This window comes from Streptomyces sp. NBC_01012 (assembly GCF_045162755.1).
Classification (GTDB): domain Bacteria; phylum Actinomycetota; class Actinomycetes; order Streptomycetales; family Streptomycetaceae; genus Streptomyces.
The window spans coordinates 6,505,949-6,525,767 of the sequence record NZ_CP108688.1; the positions used below are offsets into that span (position 1 = coordinate 6,505,949).

1 protein-coding gene is annotated in these 19,819 nt (G+C 71.6%); it reads left to right on the plus strand.

Annotated elements, in window-relative coordinates; all coding sequences use genetic code 11:
- The first annotated feature begins 293 nt into the window (after positions 1 to 293).
- Positions 294 to 19,763, plus strand: a complete 19,470-nt coding sequence (locus tag OG623_RS29305; protein WP_406150553.1) for a type I polyketide synthase — start codon at positions 294 to 296, stop codon at positions 19,761 to 19,763.
- Positions 19,764 to 19,819 lie beyond the last annotated feature (56 nt).

Consider the following 19,819-nt stretch of genomic DNA (forward strand, 5'->3'; position numbering starts at 1 on the left):
AGCCACCGCCCCGCCGCCCCCGTCGGCCGTCCCGCCTTTTCACGTACCGGGATAAGCGGTGCGCCACGCTGCGGCGAATTTATCGCCCCGGGATGTAACGGCGGAGTTCGCCGATGGTCGCGCATGCGCCGGGTGAAAGCGTGGGTCGATCGCAGGACGTGCCGCTCATATTCTTTCGGAACCGGAATTCGGGAGAACGTGCGCAGGTGTTCATTCTGTTTATCCGTGACTTCTTGCAGAGATATCGGGTATCGAGAATCCGGGTAAGCCGGCAGATCTGAGGAGACGCACTCATGAGGGCAGCGGACGGCCCGGACTCGGCGCTCGCCATCGTCGGCGTCTCGTGTCGCTTCGCCGGGGCGGAGAACCCGGACGAGCTGTGGCGGATGCTGGCCTCGGGCGGGAGTGGTGTCGGCGAGGTGCCGCCCGGGCGCTGGACGGGAGCCGCAGCCGGACAGACTCCTCGCGGCGGTGCCTATCTGGAGCGCGTCGACGAGTTCGACGCCGCGTTCTTCGGGATCTCGCCCCGGGAGGCCCCGTTCGTGGACCCCCAGCAGCGGCTCGCCCTCGAGTTGGGCTGGGAGGCGCTGGAGGACGCCCGGATCACGCCGGACCGGATCCGCGGCACCCGGCTCGGCACATTCGTCGGCGTCACCGGCGACGACTACGCCCAACTTCTCTCCCCTCACGCCCAGAGGCTCGCCACGCAGCACGCGTTCACCGGCGTGCAGCGCGGTGTCCTCGCCAACCGGCTGGCCGCCTTCCTCGGTGCCCGTGGACCGAGTATCACCGTCGACTCCGCGCAGTCCTCCTCCCTGGTCGCACTCCATCTCGCCTGTGCGAGTCTGCGTGCGGGCGAATCCGATGCCGCGCTGGCCTGCGGAGTCAATCTCCACCTGCTGCCGCAGAGCGTCCTGCTCGCCGCCCGCCTCGGTGCGCTGTCCGCCAGCGGTCGTTGTCACACCTTCGACGAGCGCGCCGACGGCTACGTACCGGGCGAGGGCGGTGGCGCCGTCATCCTGAAGCGCCTCGACACCGCACTCGTCGACGGCGACCGCATCCTGTGCCTGGTCCGCGGCAGCGCGACCAACAACGACTACGCCGGAGCGACCCTGACGGCCCCGACCGGCGAGGCCCAGTCCGATGTCCTCACCTCCGCCTACCGGAGCGCCGGCATCGCGCCCGGGGCCGTCGGCTACGTCGAACTGCACGGCACCGGCACGCCCACCGGGGACCCCGTCGAGGCCGCCGCACTGGGCGATGCCCTCGGCCGTCACCGCCCGGCCGACCGGCCCCTGGCCGTCGGCTCGGTGAAGACCAACATCGGTCACCTCAGCGGCGCCGCCGGAATAGCCGGTCTCATCAAGGTGGTCCTCTGCCTCAAGCATCGCCGACTGCCCGCCAGCCTCAACTTCGAGAGGCCGAACCCGCGCATCCCCTTCGAGGAACTGAACATTCGTGTGCAGCGGGGACTGGGCCCGTGGCCCGACAGCGCCACAGGGCCCGATGGTGAGGACGGCGAACTCGTGGCCGGCGTCAGCTCCTTCGGCATGGGCGGCACCAACTGTCATGTGGTCCTCTCCGACTGGAACCCCTGCCCGGTCGCGCCGGCCGCCCCGCCGACGTCTCTTCCCGAAGTGCCCTGGCTGTTGTCCGGACGCAGCGAGGCCGCTCTGCGTCATGCCGCGTCCCGGCTGGCAGGCAGCGGCGCGGTCAACGACACGGAAGTGTCAGCGGCGGATGTCGCATGGTCCCTCGCAGTGTCCCGCAAGGGCTTCGAGCGGCGGGCGGCCGTCGTGGCGCCCTCGCACGAGGAACTGCTGACCGCAGTACGCGGACTCGCCGACGGGGCCCCCGGGCCCGATGTCCTGCTGTCCGGCCCGGCGATGCCGGTCGCGCTGGGAGTGGTGTTCTCGGGCCGGGCCCCGAAGCCAGGAGGCGCGGGCCCGGCCCTGTCCGCCTTCCCTGTGTTCGCCGAGGCGTTGGCGGAGGTGTGCGAAGCCTTCGACGCGGTCGCCGCTGAGGTCGCCGACACGATCGGTCTGCCGACGGGGGCGAGGCTGCGGCTCGGGCTGGAGGACGGGGCGTTCGGCGCGGGGCTGCGTCGGACCATGATCGGAGAGGCCGGCGTGGAGCCGGAGCCGGAGTGCGGCGGTCGGGCGCAGGCCGGAGCCTTCGCGTTCGGGGTGGCCTCGTGGCGGCTGCTGGCGTCGTGGGGCCTCCGGCCGTCGGAAGTGGTGGGACACGGAGTGGGCGAGCTGGCGGCCGCGCATGTGTCGGGTGTGTGGTCGCTGCGGGACGCGGCTCGGATGGTGCTGGCGCGCGGGTGGCTGAGCGAGACCTCGCCGGCCGACGAGGCGGAGGCCTACCGCAGGGTGCTGTACTCGGCCGGGTCTCACGTCCCACGGCTGCCCGTGGCGTCGACAATGCTGGGAGGGACGGCGGAACCCGCACAGCTCCAGGACCCGGAGCACTGGGTACGACAGGCGCGTGAGACGGCTCCGGGCGCCGACGGCGTGGCGGCGCTGATGCGGGAAAGCGACGTGTCGGCCTTCGTGGAGATCGGCCCGGACGCCGGTCTCATCTCGTCGGCCGCGGACACCGAGACCCTGCCCGCTGTCATCTCGTTGGTCCGGGCGGCCGAGAACCGCGTATCGGTCAGGTCGCTGGCGGAGCTCTGGGTGGCGGGCGTCGATGTCGACTGGGCCCCTCTGCTGGGCAGCGCCCGCGGTGTCGACCTGCCGACCTACCCTTTTCAGCGCCGTCGCTTCTGGCTCGACGCCGAGTCGGCACCGGTCATCACGGAGGCACCCGACACCGCGGCGCCCAGCGGCACGGACACCGCGGGCATCGGCCGTGAGGAGTTCACCCGGCTCACCGCGCTCACCGGTCCGAAACGGACGGCGGCGCTGCGCACCTTCGTGTGCGAGCAGGTGGCCCTCGTCATGCGGGACACGAGCCCGGTCGACCCGGCGCTCACGTTCAAGGATCTCGGTTTCGACTCCGTCATGATCGAGGAACTCGGCAGGACACTCGCGGTGTGCACGGGACTGCCCTTGAAGGCGAGCACGGTGTTCGACCATCCCACGCCCCAGGCTCTGGCCGCGCACATCGACGTCTCACGCACCGCCGTCGACCGCCTGACCGGTCCGCAGGGCGGGTCCCACGATCCCCTCACCTCCGGGGAACCCGCCACCGCACTGGGCGCACGCGCGAAGTCCCCACGCCTGACGGCCACAACCCCGGACCACCCGGGCTCCACGACACCTGCCACGCGTCTCCACCACGACGAGGCGGCCGGTGCGGCGCACGAGCAGGACGAGCGCCTGCGGGACACCGACGACGACCCCGTCGCCGTAGTCGGCATGGCCTGCCGCTACCCCGGCGGAGTCGCCTCGGCGGACGATCTCTGGCGTCTGGCCGCCGACGGCGCACACGCTGCCACGACCTGGCCCACGGACCGAGGCTGGGTCTCGCACGGAACGGATACGGGTGAGACCGCTCCCGGTGGCGGATTCATCGACGGAGCGGGCGACTTCGACGCGGAGTTCTTCGGGATTTCGCCGCGTGAGGCGCTGGCGATGGACCCGCAGCAGCGGTTGCTCCTCGAGACCTCCTGGGAGGCCATCGAACAGGCCGGGATGGACCCGGACGGCCTGCGCCACTCGTCCACCGGCGTCTATGTCGGCGCCACCACCCACGACTACGGACCCCGCGCCCACCAGGCACCGGAACACCTCGCAGGCCAGATCCTCACCGGCAGCACGCCCAGTGTGATCTCGGGCCGGGTGGCGTACACGTTCGGTTTCGAGGGTCCCGCGGTGACGGTGGACACGGCGTGCTCGTCGTCGCTGGTGGCGATACATCTGGCGGGCAGGGCGCTGCGGTCGGGCGAGTGCGACCTGGCCCTGGCCGGCGGCGTCGCCGTCATGGCGACGGATGGCATGTTCCGCGAGTTCGGCCGGCAAGGGGGGCTGGCGGCCGACGGGCGGTGCAAGCCCTTCTCGGCCGACGCCGACGGAACGGCTTGGTCCGAGGGGGTGGGCGTCCTGGTTCTGGAACGTCTGTCGGACGCCCGGCGTCATGGGCATCGGGTGCTCGCGGTTGTGCGGGGGAGCGCGGTCAATCAGGACGGTGCGTCGAACGGTCTGTCCGCCCCCAGCGGTCGTGCGCAGGAGCGGGTGATCCGTGCGGCGTTGGCTGATGCGGGGCTGGGTGCGTCGGATGTGGACGTGGTGGAGGCGCACGGCACGGGGACGCGGTTGGGTGATCCGATCGAGGCCGGGGCGTTGCTGTCGACGTACGGGCAGGGGCGTGATCCCGAGCGGCCGTTGTGGTTGGGGTCGGTGAAGTCGAACATCGGGCACACGCAGGCGGCCGCTGGTGTGGCGGGTGTCATCAAGATGGTGCAGGCGTTGCGTCATGAGGCGTTGCCCGCGTCGTTGCAAGCGGGTCGGCCGTCGGAGCATGTCGACTGGGCCTCTGGTGGGGTGCGGTTGTTGGCCGAGGGGCGTGAGTGGTCCGGGGTGGGGCGGGTGCGCCGGGCGGGTGTGTCCTCGTTCGGGATCAGCGGTACCAACGCCCACGTGATCGTGGAAGAGGCCTCGGCCGACGGGGAGCCCGTGAGCCGTCGCGATATGCCCTCTGTCGTGCCGTGGGTTCTCTCGGCCCGTGGTGCCGACGCGCTCCGGGACCAGGCGGAGCGCCTCGCGGCGTTCGTGGACGCCCGACCGGACGTGTCCGCCGCGGACGTGGGTCTCTCCCTTGTGTCGGGGCGTGCGGTGCATGGGCATCGTGCGGTGGTGGCGGGTGCGTCGAGGGAGGAGTTGCTCGATGGGGTGCGGGCTTTGGCCCGGGGTGTGGGTGGTGCGGGTGTGGTGCGGGTGGATGGTGCTGTGGCGCGGACGGTGTTCGTGTTTCCGGGGCAGGGGTCGCAGTGGGTGGGTATGGCGTTGGAGTTGTTGGGGGACGTTCCGGTGTTCGCGGAGCGGTTGGGGGAGTGTGCTGCGGTTCTGGAGCCGTATTTGGATGTTGCTTTGTTGGAGGCGTTGGGTGATGGGGAGGTTTTGGGTCGGGTGGAGGTGGTGCAGCCTGCGTTGTGGGCTGTGATGGTGTCGTTGGCTGCGGTGTGGGAGTCGTATGGTGTGCGGCCGGCTGCGGTGGTGGGTCATTCGCAGGGTGAGATTGCTGCTGCGGTGGTGGCGGGTGCGTTGAGTCTGGAGGACGGTGCGCGGGTGGTGGCTCTGCGGAGTCGGGCGATCGCCGCCGAACTCGCCGGCCACGGCGGCATGGTCGCTGTGCAGCGCCCCCTCGCGGAGGTGGAGCAGCTGCTGTGCACGTACGAGGGCGAGGTGACGGTCGCCGCCGTGAACGGCCCGGCGTCCACCGTGGTATCCGGCGGCACCGAAGCGCTCGACGGCCTGGTGGCGGACTGCGAGCACCTCGGCATTCGGGCCCGCCGCATTCCCGTCGACTACGCCTCACATTCGGCGCAGGTGGACGCGCTGACCGACCGGATTCTCGCCGACCTGGCCCCGATCCGGGCGCGCCGGGCGCAGGTGCCGTTCTTCTCGACGGTCACCGCCGACTGGCTCGGCGACGACGTGCCGGACGCCGCCTACTGGGTGCGCAATCTCCGTCACAGGGTCCGCTTCGAAGAAGCCGTACGGGAGTTGGCCGTCGACGGGTTCGACGCCTTCGTGGAATGCAGCGCCCACCCGGTTCTGGCCGGGAACGTGACGCACACACTGGAGGAAGCCGGCCGGGACGCGGCCGTGGTCGGCTCGCTGCTCCTCGGAGACGGCGGCCTGCGGCGCCTGCTGACCTCACTGGGCGCCGTCTTCACCCACGGCACTCCCGTGGACTGGTCCCAGATCTACGCCGGCACCGGTGCCCGCCATGTCACCCTGCCCTCGTACGCCTTCCAGCGAGAGCGCTTCTGGCTCGCCCCCGACACCGGCACCGGCTCCCCGGACGTCGCGACCGCCGGAGTCACCCCGGTCCGCCACCCGCTGCTCGGAGCGGCGGTGCGCACCGCCGTCGACGAGAGGCTCGTCCTGACCGGACGACTCACCGAGCAGAACCAGCGGTGGCTGTACGACCACGTCGTCGGGACACTCCCGCTCCTGCCGGGAACCGCCCTGCTCGAAGTGGCGGCCCAAGCGGGCGCACGGTACGGCACCCCCCACATCGAGGAACTCACCCTGCACGCCCCGCTGCCGCTGCCCGCCGCAGGCGACGCCACGGATCTCCAGATCACCGTCACCGCCGACGGCCCCGGGCGGGCCACCGCGACCGTGCACAGCCGCCCCGGATCCGATGACCGTCCGGGCACCACGGACTCCCGCGCGCCCTGGACCCACCACGCGACAGCGGCCCTCCGCACGGAGGCCCCCGCACCGGACCCCGCCGCCCCCGACTGGGCCGCGACCTGGCCGCCACCCGGCACCACCGAGACCGACCTCACCGGCCTCTACGACGAACTGGCCGACGACGGATACGTCTACGGCCCCGCCTTCCAGCGCCTGGCCGGCCTCTGGAACGCCCCCGACGGCACCGTCTACGCGGAGACGCGCCCGCCCGAGCACGACGAGGCCCCGTTCCCGGAGGGCGAGGGCTTCGCCCTTCATCCGGCGCTCCTCGACGCCGTCCTGCACGCCGTGGTCACCACCGGCCGCTCCGAGGGCGGACTGCGCCTGCCGTACGCCTTCAACGAGGTGTCTGTACATACCGCCGGCGCCCGCACACTGCGCGCCAGGATCACCCCGTCCGGCGGCTCCGCCGTCGCCATCGACCTCGCCGAACCGTCGGGGCGACCCGTCGCGGGCATCGGCTCTCTCACCCTGCGGCCCGCCGACACCACCCAGCTCACCGGGCAGCACGGCACGGCGGGCCGCTCCCTCTTCGCCGTGGAGTGGGAACCGCTGCCGCTGCCCGCCGAGGCGCGCACCACAGGCCACTGGGCCGTGCTCACCGACGACGACGCGTCACCGGTCCCCGGCGCCCTGCGGAACGCCGGCGCCGCACCCGACACCTACCGTGACCTCGACGGCCTGCGCGGCGCCCTCGACGCCGGCGCCGGCGCGCCCGACGTCCTCGTGTGGACCGTGCGCGACGGGCGCGGCGATACGGCCACCACCGCCTACGTCCACGCGGGCAGGGCACTGGAGACCGCCCGCACCCTGCTCCTCGACGAACGCCTGGCCGGCACCCGCCTCCTCACCGTCACCGAGGGAGCGGCCGGCCCGACTTCCGCTGTCGGCACGGCATCCGCGGCCGGTGTCGCCGCCGCCACCGTCTGGGGCTTCCTGCGGACCGCGCACACCGAAACTCCCGGACGGTTCCTCCTGGCCGACATCGACCAGGACGCCGATTCGCTGCGACTCCTGCCCGCCGTGGCCGCGTGCGACGAACCCCAGGTCGCACTGCGCGCCGGCCGGGCCCATACCCCTCGGCTCGCCCGGGTCACGGGCCAGGCCGACGACACCCCCACGCCCTTCGGACCCGACAGCACGGTTCTGCTCACCGGCGCCACCGGACACATCGGCCGCCTGATCGCCCGGCGCCTGGTCGATGAGCACGGCGTACGCCGACTCGTCCTTGTCAGCCGTCGCGGAGCCGAGGCCACCGGGGATCTCACGGCCGACCTCACCGGGGCGGGCTGTGAGGTGACCACCCTCGGCTGCGATCCTGCGGACCACGATGCCCTGAAGACCGCGCTCGCGGGCATCCGCGCCGACCACACCCTCACCGCGGTGGTTCACGCGGCGGGCGCCCTGGACGACGGAGTCGTCACCTCCCTGACGCCCGGCCAGCTCACCACCGTCATGCGTCCCAAGGTGGACGCCGCCTGGAACCTGCACGAACTCACCCGCGACGAGCCGCTGACCGCCTTCGTCCTCATGTCCTCGGTCTCGGGTGTCCTCGGCGGTCCCGGGCAGGCCAACTACGCCGCCGCCAACGCGTTCCTCGATGCACTCGCCGTCCACCGCGCCGGCCTCGGCCTGCCGGGCCAGAGCCAGGTCTGGGGCCTGTGGGAACAGGACGACCTCAGCGGTGGCATGGCCTCCGGCCTCGACACCACCGACCGTACGAGACTGGCCGGGCTCGGTGTGGCGCCCCTGCCCGAGGACGAGGCCCTCGCGCTGTTCGACCGCGCGGTCGCCGACGGCGGGCCGCTCGTGGTGCCCACCAAACTGGACCTGCGCCGCGTACGCGAACAAGCGCCCAGCGAGGGGATACCGGCGCTGCTGCGTGGACTCGTCCGTCCGGCGCGGCCCGCGGGTACTGACGGGACGTTCACCGAGCGTCTGACGGCCCTGGCACCGGACGAGCGGATCGACCTGGCACTCGGACTCGTACGGGACCTGTCCTCCGCCGTCCTCGGCCATGCCACCGCCGACCGGATCCCTGTCACGCGCACCTTCCGGAGCTTCGGCTTCGACTCGCTCAGCGCACTCGAACTGCGAAACCGTCTGAACAACGCGACCGGACTGCGCCTTCCCGTCGGACTGGTCTTCGACCGCCCCACCCCCACCGAACTGGCCGCCCACCTGGTGGACCAACTGGTGGGAACGGAGCGGCAGGAGGAGTCCGCCGCGCCGACCGCGCCCACGGACGAACCCCTCGCGATCATCGGCATGGCCTGTCGCTACCCCGGAGGCGTCACCGGTCCCGAGGAGCTCTGGGAGCTCATGGCCACCGGCGCGGACGGCATCGGCCGCTTCCCGGATGACCGTGGCTGGGACCTCGACGGGCTCTACCACCCCGACCCGGACCACACGGGCACCTCCTACACCCGCGAGGGCGGTTTCCTGTACGGAGCAGGCGACTTCGACGCGGGCTTCTTCGGGATCTCGCCGCGTGAGGCGCTGGCGATGGACCCGCAGCAGCGGCTGCTCCTCGAAACCTCCTGGGAAGCCCTCGAACAGGCGGGACTCGACGCGGACGGCCTGCGCGGCACCCGCACCGGCGTCTTCGCGGGGCAGGTGTACCACGACTACGCCCCGTCGCTCGACCAGACCCCGGGGCACGTCGAGGGCCTGCTCATGACCGGCAGCGCGGGCAGCGTCCTGTCGGGCCGGGTGGCGTACACGTTCGGTTTCGAGGGTCCCGCGGTGACGGTGGACACGGCGTGCTCGTCGTCGCTGGTGGCGATACACCTGGCGGGCAGGGCGCTGCGGTCGGGCGAGTGCGACCTGGCCCTGGCCGGCGGCGTGACCGTCATGGCCACCCCCGCCCCCTTCGTCCAGTTCGGGCGACAGCGGGGTCTCGCCGCCGACGGCCGGTGCAAGCCCTTCTCGGCCGATGCCGACGGCATCGGGATGGCCGAGGGTGTGGGCGTTCTGGTCCTGGAGCGTCTGTCGGAGGCCCGGCGCAACGGGCACCAGGTGCTGGCCGTGGTCCGGGGCAGTGCCATCAACCAGGACGGGGCCAGCAACGGCCTGACGGCGCCCAACGGTCCTGCGCAGGAGCGGGTGATCCGTGCGGCGTTGGCTGATGCGGGGCTGGGTGCGTCGGATGTGGACGTGGTGGAGGCGCACGGCACGGGCACCGTCCTCGGTGATCCGATCGAGGCGGAGGCGTTGCTGTCGACGTACGGGCGGGGGCGTGGTGCGGGGCGGCCGTTGTGGTTGGGGTCGGTGAAGTCGAACATCGGGCACACGCAGGCGGCCGCTGGTGTGGCGGGTGTCATCAAGATGGTGCAGGCGTTGCGTCATGGAATGTTGCCGGCTTCGTTGCATGCGGGTCGGCCGTCGGAGCATGTCGACTGGGCCTCTGGTGGGGTGCGGTTGTTGGCCGAGGGGCGTGAGTGGTCCGGGGTGGGGCGGGTGCGCCGGGCGGGTGTGTCCTCGTTCGGGATCAGCGGAACCAACGCCCACCTCATCCTCGAAGAGGCACCCGTCCGGGTCGAGTCGGCCGCGGGACGACGCACCGAACCCGGGGTCGTGCCGTGGGTGATCTCCGCACGCAGCCACCACGCACTGCGTGCGCAGGCCGGCCGGCTGGCTGCCTGCGTCCAGGCCCTGCCCGGCACCTCCGTCACGGATGTCGGCGCCGCCCTTGTGTCGGGGCGTGCGGTGCATGGGCATCGTGCGGTGGTGGCGGGTGCGTCGAGGGAGGAGTTGCTCGATGGGGTGCGGGCTTTGGCCCGGGGTGTGGGTGGTGCGGGTGTGGTGCGGGTGGATGGTGCGGTGGCGCGGACGGTGTTCGTGTTTCCGGGGCAGGGTTCGCAGTGGGTGGGTATGGCGTTGGAGTTGTTGGGGGATGTTCCGGTGTTCGCGGAGCGGTTGGGGGAGTGTGCTGCGGTTCTGGAGCCGTATTTGGATGTTGCTTTGTTGGAGGCGTTGGGTGATGGGGAGGTTTTGGGTCGGGTGGAGGTGGTGCAGCCTGCGTTGTGGGCTGTGATGGTGTCGTTGGCTGCGGTGTGGGAGTCGTTCGGGGTGCGGCCGGCTGCGGTGGTGGGTCATTCTCAGGGTGAGATTGCTGCTGCGGTGGTGGCGGGTGCGTTGAGTCTGGAGGATGGTGCGCGGGTGGTGGCTCTGCGGAGTCGGGCGATCGCCGCCGAACTCGCCGGCCACGGCGGCATGGCATCCGTAGCGGCCTCCGAGAAGGACGTACGCCGGCTCCTGGACGGCATCACGGCCCCCGTGGCCGTCGCCGCGGTCAACGGGCCCACCGCCACCGTCGTCTCCGGCACCCCCGAAGGACTCGACGCGCTCGGCACCCTGTGCGAGCGCGAAGGAGTGCGCTACCGCCCCGTCCCCGTCGACTACGCCTCACATTCGGCGCAGGTGGACGCGTTGACCGACCGGATCCTCGCCGATCTGGCCCCGATCCGGGCGCGCCGGGCGCAGGTGCCGTTCTTCTCGACGGTCACCGCCGACTGGCTCGGCGACGACGTGCCGGACGCCGCCTACTGGGTGCGGAATCTGCGCAGCCCGGTGCGTTTCGAGGAAGCCGTTCGCGCTCTCGCCGCGACGGATGCCGGAGCGTTCGTGGAATGCAGCGCCCACCCGGTGCTGACCACGGCCGTGCAGGACACGCTCGAAGCGGTCGGCCACGAAGCCGCGGTGACCGGAACGCTGCGCCGCGACGACGGAGGAGCGCGACGCCTGTTCGCGTCGTTCGGCGAAGCCTTCGCGCACGGAGTACCCGTGGACTGGGCGCGGGCTGTCCCCGCCACCGACACCGGGCATGTCGATCTGCCCACCTACGCCTTCCAACGCGAACGCTACTGGTGGGACTCCGACACGCTCCGCAGGCCCGCCGCCGCGCAGGACACCCCGCAGACCGCCGACGACACCGGCTTCTGGGACGCCGTGCAGAGCGACGACGCCGAAACCCTGGCCGGACTCCTCGACATCGACGTCGACGCCCTGGACGGCATGCTGCCGGCCCTGCGGACCTGGCGCCGCAACCGTACGGCCACGGCCGCCGTCGACTCCTGGCTCTACCACGTGCGCTGGACCCCCGTGGCCCTGCCCGACTCCCCTGCTCTGACCGGCACATGGCTGCTGGCCGTGCCCGTCGGCTCCGTCGCGGCCACCGACTGCGCCGACGCCGTCGCCGCAGCCGTACGCGACCACGGCGGTGAGGTCACCACGCTCACCCTGACCGCGAACGCCACACGCGACGACATCGTGGGCCTGCTGCCCGAGGGACCGGTCGCCGGCGTGCTGTCCCTGCTGGCCGTCGCCGACGGCGCCGCGACGGAGGACGGTGTCGCGCGCACCGGCCTCACCACGACTGTCGCACTGCTCCAGGCCCTCGGTGAGGCCGGGACCCGCGGCCCCCTGTGGTGCCTGACCCACGACTCCGTCACCGTCGGCCCCCAGGACCTGCGCACCGCCCGGGACAACGCAGCCGCCCAGCACATGGTGTGGGGCCTCGGCAGGATCGCGGCCCTGGAACACCCCGAGCGGTTCGGCGGCCTCATCGACCTGCCCGCACGCCCCGACATGCGCACGGGCCGTCTCCTCGCGGCCGTTCTGTCCGGCGACACCGGCGAGGACCAGGTGGCCCTGCGCCCGTCCGGCGCCCTGGTCCGCCGCCTCTCCCGCACCGGTGCCCCCGGCGCCCGCCCGGCGTGGCGCCCACGAGGCACCGTCCTGGTGACCGGCGGCACCGGGGGGCTCGGCGCCAGGGTGGCCCGTCATCTCGCCCGGACAGGCGCCGAACACCTCCTGCTGGCAAGCCGACGCGGCCCCGACGCGCCGGGCGCCGCCGAGCTGCGGGCGGAGCTGGAGGAGACCGGCGTACGCGTCACCCTTGCCGCCTGCGACGTCGGAGACCGCGAGGCACTCGCCGCGCTGCTCGCCACGATGCCCGCCGGCTGCCCGCTCACGGCGGTCGTCCACACCGCGGCCGTCCTCGACGACTCCGTCCTCGAACGACTCACCCCCGACCGGATCGACGACGTCCTGCGGGTCAAGGCCGACGGTGCCTGGCACCTGCACGAGCTGACCCGGGACACCGACCTGGACGCATTCGTGCTCTTCTCCTCCCTGGCCGGCACCCTGGGCGCCTCCGGGCAGGGCAACTACGCCCCCGGCAACGCCTACCTGGACGCCCTCGCCGAGCAACGGCACGCCCTGGGGCTTCCCGCCACCTCGATCGCCTGGAGCATCTGGGACGAGCGGGGCATGGCCGGCATGGGCGACATCGAGGCCAGTGCCGGCCGCCACGGTCTGCCCGTGATGGACCCCGACCTGGCCACCGCTGCCCTCCTCGCGGTGGCCGGTGACTCCGAGCCGACCGTCCTGGTCGCGGACGTGGAGTGGGACAGGTTCCACATCGCCTACACAGCGACCCGCCCCAGCCCGTTCCTCGCCGGCCTTCCGGAGATACGACAGCTCACAGCCGAAGCCCCCCGGCCGGTGGCAAGCACCGACGGCCTCGCCACCCGCATCACCGCCCTGAGCGACCGGACCGAACAACAGGTCGCCCTGCTCGCCCTCGTACGCGAACAGGCCGCCGAGGTCCTCGGCCACTCAGGCCCGGACGCCGTCGATCCCACGACCGCATACCGGGATCTCGGCTTCGACTCCGTCACCGCCGTCGAGCTGCGCAACCGGCTGAACAACGTGACGGGACTGCGCCTGGCCTCCACCATCGTCTTCGATCACCCCAACGCCCGTGCCCTCGCGGCCCACCTGCGCGACCAACTCGTCGGCGGCGGAGACACCGACCCTGCTCCGGCACCCGCACCCGCACCCGCATCCGTCCCGGCCACGGCGCACGAGGACGACCGGATCGCCGTCGTCGGCATGAGCTGCCGCTTCCCCGGAGGCGTCCGCTCTCCGCAGGACCTGTGGCATCTGCTCCGCGACGGTGGCGACGCCATCACCCCGTTCCCCGCCGACCGGGGCTGGGACCTCGACGCACTCCGCGGGACCCACCCCGGTGGCGGCACCGGCACGTCGAGCACCCACGAGGGCGGATTCCTCGACGGGGTGGCGGACTTCGACGCGGAGTTCTTCGGGATCTCGCCGCGTGAGGCGCTGGCGATGGACCCGCAGCAGCGGTTGCTCCTCGAGACCTCCTGGGTGGCCATCGAACAGGCGGGCATCGACCCCACCAGCCTGAACGGGACCCGGACCGGCGTGTTCGCCGGCACCAACGGCGGCGACTACCTCGCCGCCGGCCAGGAAGTCCCCGAGGAGACCGCCGGATACGTGGCCACGGGCAACATCGGCAGTGTGCTCTCGGGCCGTGTCGCCTACACCCTGGGACTGGAGGGACCGGCCCTCACCGTGGACACGGCCTGTTCGTCCTCGCTCGTCGCGCTGCATCTGGCCGTGCGCTCGCTCCGACAGGGTGAGTGCGACCTCGCACTCACCGGCGGCGTCACCGTCATGTCCACCCCGGGCATCTTCACCGAGTTCACCAGGCTGGGCGGCCTCGCCCCCGACGGTCGCAGCAAGGCGTTCGGATCGGGGGCGGACGGTGCCGGGTTCGCGGAAGGCGTCGGCGTCCTCGTCGTCGAACGTCTGTCGGACGCCCGGCGTCATGGGCATCGGGTGCTCGCGGTTGTGCGGGGGAGCGCGGTCAATCAGGACGGTGCGTCGAACGGTCTGTCCGCTCCGAGTGGTCCTGCTCAGCAGCGGGTGATCCGTGCGGCGTTGGCTGATGCGGGGCTGGGTGCCTCGGACGTGGACGTGGTGGAGGCGCACGGCACGGGCACCGTCCTCGGTGATCCGATCGAGGCCGGGGCGTTGCTGTCGACGTACGGGCAGGGGCGTGATCCCGAGCGGCCGTTGTGGCTGGGGTCGGTGAAGTCGAACATCGGGCACACCCAGGCCGCGGCCGGTGTGGCGGGCGTCATCAAGAGCGTTCTCGCCCTGCGGCACGGTGTCCTTCCCCGGACCCTGCACGCCGACGAGCCCTCGGCGCACCTCGACTGGTCGGCCGGCACCGTCGCTCTGCTCAGCGAGCCGCACGACTGGCCCGAGACGGGACGACCCCGGCGCGCCGGAGTCTCCTCGTTCGGAGTCAGCGGCACGAACGCTCACGTCATCCTGGAACAGGGTCCGGACACCGAGACCCACGAGGACACCCCCCGCCCTGACGGCACGACCGGACTCCGTCCTGACGGCACGACCGGACTCCGTCCTGACGGCGCGACCGGGCCCTGGACCCTTTCGGCGCGGTCCGACGCGGCCCTCCGTGACCAGGCCCGGCGTCTGCTGCCATGGGCGGAGGACGTCACCGGGCCCACCCGGGCCGACGACATCGGTCACGCCCTCGCGACCACCCGCTCCGTACTCGGCCACCGGGCCGTCCTCCTCGATGTGAACGGCACCGGACCAGCACGCGCGCTGACCGACCTCGCGGAGGGTCGGGACACGCCCGCCGTCGTCCGTGGCACCGTCACCGCCTCCGACGACCGCGTCGTCTTCGTGTTTCCGGGGCAGGGGTCGCAGTGGGTGGGTATGGCGTTGGAGTTGTTGGGGGACGTTCCGGTGTTCGCGGAGCGGTTGGGGGAGTGTGCTGCGGTCCTGGAGCCGTATCTGGGTGTTTCCCTGTTGGAGGCGTTGGGTGATGGGGAGGTTTTGGGTCGGGTGGAGGTGGTGCAGCCTGCGTTGTGGGCTGTGATGGTGTCGTTGGCTGCGGTGTGGGAGTCGTTCGGGGTGCGGCCGGCTGCGGTGGTGGGTCATTCGCAGGGTGAGATCGCTGCTGCGGTGGTGGCGGGTGTGTTGAGTCTGGAGGATGGTGCGCGGGTGGTGGCTCTGCGGAGTCGGGCGATCGCCGCCGAACTCGCCGGCCACGGCGGCATGGTCGCTGTGGAACGGCCGCTCGCGGAGGTGGAGCAGCTGCTCGCCCCCTACGAGGGCATGGTGACGGTCGCCGCCGCGAACAGCCCGTCCACGACCGTGGTTTCCGGCAGCACGGAGGCCCTCGATCCTCTGATGGCGGACTGCGAGCGCCTCGGCATTCGGGCCCGCCGCATCCCCGTCGACTACGCCTCACACTGCGCTCAGGTCGAGAAAATTCGTGCCCAGGTCGAGAAGGCGGCTGCCGCCGTGGTGCCACGCCCGGGGCGGGTGCCGTTCTTCTCCACCGTGACCGGGGGCGAGCTCGGCCATACGGAACTGGACGGTGCGTACTGGTACCGCAATCTGCGGTCCACCGTCCGCTTCGAGGAGACCGTACGGGCCCTGCTCGACGCGGGATTCCGCCGGTTCGTCGAGACGAGCGCGCACCCCGTGCTCACCACCGCCGTTCAGCTCACCGCCGAGGACCACGGGCCGGCCGCGACCGCCACGGGCACACTGCGCCGCGACGACGGCGGCCGGACGCGCCTGCTGCGGTCGCTCGCCGAGGCCTTCGTGGCCGGCGTCCCGGTGCGGTGGGACCGCGCGTACGACGACCGCCCGGTCCGGCGGGTCGAGCTCCCCACGTACGCCTTCCAGCGGAAGCGGTACTGGGTGGCCGACAGCGGCACCGTACGTCGCCGTCCGCAGGGGCACCAGGACGGCATGGAGAGCACGGGGCACGCGCTGCTCGGCAGTGCGGTATCCCTGCACGGGACCGGTGGAGTGCTGCTCACCGGACGCCTGTCACTGCGGGAACAACCCTGGCTGCGCGACCACGCCGTACGTGGCCGCGTGTTGGTGCCCGGCACGGCGCTGCTGGACATGGTCCTGCGCGCCGGGGACGCGGTCGGCTGCGACCGGGTCGAGGAACTGACCCTGGAGACCCCGCTGCTGCTGGAGGCGACCGGGCCGGTCCAGGTGCAGGTGCTGGTGGCCGGGGCGGCGGCGGACGGCAGCCGTGCGGTGGATGTCCATGCCCGCCTCCAGGGCTCCTCGTCCCAGGACGCGGACTGGGCCCGGCATGCGCGTGCGACGTTGGTGAGCGGTGCCGGGCACGGGACCCGAACCGGCCCGGACGTCTGGCCGCCCACCGGCGCGCGACACGTGGACATCACGGGACTCCATCAGCGACTGGACGAGCAAGGCCTCACGTACGGACCGCAGTTCCAGGGCCTCACCAAGGTGTGGCGCGGGCCCGAGGGCGAGCTGTTCGCCGAGGCCTCCCTTCCGGAGGGGGACGCGAAGGGCTTCGGGATTCATCCCGCGCTCCTGGACGCCGCCCTCCACGCCTGGCCTGCCTGCACGGACGACGAGCACATCAGCCGGCTGCCCTTCGTCTGGACCGGCGTCACCCTGCACGCCACCGGCGCGACGCGGCTGCGGGCGACGCTCACGCCGACCGCAGAGGGCGCCTTCTCGGTACAAGTCACGGACAGCGCGGGGCTGCCGGTCCTGTCCGCCGACGGACTGCTGACCCGCCCGCTCGACGAGACGCGTCTGCCCGCGCTGCCCGAGGACGGCGCCGCGGCGTACCGGGTGGCCTGGACCCTCGTACCGGCGTCGGCCCAGCACGCGGAACCCCTGGGTGTCTCGGTGCTCGGTGAGACGTCCCCCGGGCTGCCCGGACCGGATCCCGTCTACGGTCGGTGCCTCGATCTGGCGGCACTGGAGGAACACCTGACCCAGGGGGCGCTTCCGGCCCCCGGACACGTCCTCGTGGACCTGCGGACCGTAGCGCTCCCGGACAGCGCCGAGGACACGGCCGCAGCCGCCGAACGCACCGTCCTGCACGCGTTGCAGCTCGTGCAGCAGTGGCTGGCCGGCGAGCGGTTCACGGAGTCCCGGCTGGTCCTCGTCACCGGCGGAGCGATCCAAGTCCATGACGGCGAACGCATGGACCACCTTGCGGGCGCACCCGTATGGGGCCTGGTGCGCTCGGCGCAGACGGAGCACCCCGGACGTTTCGTCCTCCTTGACGTACTTGACCACGCCCCCGCGGTCTCCGGGACGGTGCTGCGAGCTCTGACGGTGGGTGAACCTCAGCTCGCGGTCCGGGGAGACGACGTGTTCGCCCCTCGACTGGTGCGTGGCGACGTATCGCCGACGCCGGACCACGGCCTAGCCCCGGCACAGGGGCACGACGACTCCACCTCGCGGCACGACGACTCCGCCTCGGGGCATGGCGAGGAATCGGCCGGGGAGCGCCGACTCACGCACGCCGGGAACGGCACGCTGGAAGGGATTGTCTGGGGTCCGACGCCTGAGGACGACGGAGACCGCACTGTAGGCGAGCGCGAGGTACGGATCGAGGTCCGCGCCGTCGGGCTCAACTTCCGGGACGTCCTGATCCCCCTGGGCATGTATCCGGATGCGGAGAACGCGCTGATGGGCAGTGAGGGTGCCGGTGTGGTCGTGGAGATCGGCTCCGGTGTGACGAACGTGGCCGTGGGCGACCGGGTCATGGGCGTCTGGCAGGACGCGTTCCGGTCCTCCGTCGTGGTGGATGAGCGGGTGGTGGTGGGGGTTCCGTCGGGGTGGTCGTTCGTCGAGGCTGCTTCGGTGCCGGTGGCGTTCGTGACGGCGTTTTATGCGTTGGTGGATGTGGCGGGTGTGCGGTCGGGTGAGTCGGTGTTGGTGCATGCGGCTGCGGGTGGTGTGGGGATGGCCGCGGTGCAGTTGGCGCGGTGGTTGGGTGCTGAGGTGTGTGCGACGGCGAGTGAGTCGAAGTGGTCGGTGGTGCGGGGGTTGGGTGTGTCGGCTGATCGGATTGCTTCGTCGCGGTCGGCGGGGTTCGCGGAGGTGTTCCGGTCGGGTGTGGATGTGGTGGTGGATTCTCTGGCGGGGGAGTTGGTGGATGCGTCGTTGGGGTTGGTGCGTCCGGGGGGTCGGTTCGTGGAGCTGGGCAAGGCGGATGTGCGGGATCCGGCTGAGGTGGCTGCTGCCTATGAGGGGGTGAAGTACCGGGCGTTTGATTTGGCGGAGGTGGCGCCGGAGCGGTTGGGGGAGATGTTGCGTGAGGTGGTGGGGTTGTTCGAGGCGGGTGTTTTGGAGTTGTTGCCGAGGCGGGTGTGGGATGTGCGGCGGGCTGGTGAGGCGTTCGGGTTGATGAGTCGGGCGGGGCATGTGGGGAAGTTGGTGTTGAGTGTTCCTGCCCCTGTTCCTGCTGCTGTTGCTTCTTCCTCTCCTTCTTCTGTTTCGGGTGGTGGGGGTTGGGTGTTGGTGTCGGGTGGTTCGGGTGTGTTGGGGGGTGTGGTGGCGCGGCATTTGGTGGGTGTGTGGGGTGTGCGGCGGTTGGTGTTGTTGAGTCGTAGTGGTGATGTGGGTGGGTTGGTGGGGGAGTTGTCGGGGTGGGGTTGTGAGGTGCGGGTGGTGGTGTGTGATGTGGCGGATCGGGTGGCGTTGGGGGGTGTGGTTGCTGGGTTGCCGGGTGGTGTGTCGGGGGTGGTGCATGCGGCGGGTGTGTTGGATGACGTGGTGGTGGAGGGGTTGTCGGGGGAGCGGTTGGGGGGTGTGTTGGCGGCGAAGGTGCGGGGTGGTTGGAATTTGCATGAGGTGATGGCGGGTTCGGGTGGTTTGTTTGTGTTGTTTTCGTCGGCTGCTGGGGTTTTGGGGGCTGCGGGGCAGGCGAATTATGCGGCGGGGAATGCGTTTTTGGATGGGTTGGCGGCGTTTCGGCGGTCGCGTGGGTTGTCGGGTGTGTCGGTGGCGTGGGGGTTGTGGGAGGAGCGGAGTGTGATGACGGGGGGTCTGGAGCGGGCGGATCTGGCGCGGATGCTTCGTATGGGTGTGTTGCCGATGTCCAGCGAGGAGGGGCTGCGACTCTTCGACACCGCCGCACAATCGGCGGACAGCCTGCTCGTGGCCGCTCGCTTCGACCCTCATGCACTGGCCGAGGCAGGTGCCGGACAGTCGATGCTGCGTGATCACACACACGGGTCAGGTCCCCTTCGCCGCACCGTGGCCCCGGTCGAGGAACATCGGCAATCGGAGGGCCCGCCGCTGCCCGTGCGACTGGAGGGACTGGGCGACGCGGAACGAGATCAACTGGTGCTGAGGACGGTACGGGAGCACGCGGCGACCGTGCTGGGTTACGAATCGTCCACCGCGATCCCCGTCGAACGGGGATTCCTGGACCTCGGCATCGATTCGCTCACCGCCGTCGAACTGCGCAACCGGCTCAGGACCGAGACCGGTCTGCCCCTGCCCGCAACCCTGGTCTTCGACCATCCCGACGCCACTCGTCTCGCGCGGTACCTCACGGAAGCGCTGGCACCGGACGGGACCGGCGACGCAAGGGCGGACGCCGCACCGGGCCGGCGGACGGATGGCACCTCCGCTACGGCAACCGTCTCCGAGGCAGGAGCTGATGAGGTGTCCGGCCACCTGGAGTCGGCCGACGCCGACGAGCTCTTCGACTTCATCGACCGGGAATTCGGTTCGAACTGACCGCCACAGGCACACGTCCCACCGCTCCCCTCGGCCTGTTTGAACGCCGTACGACC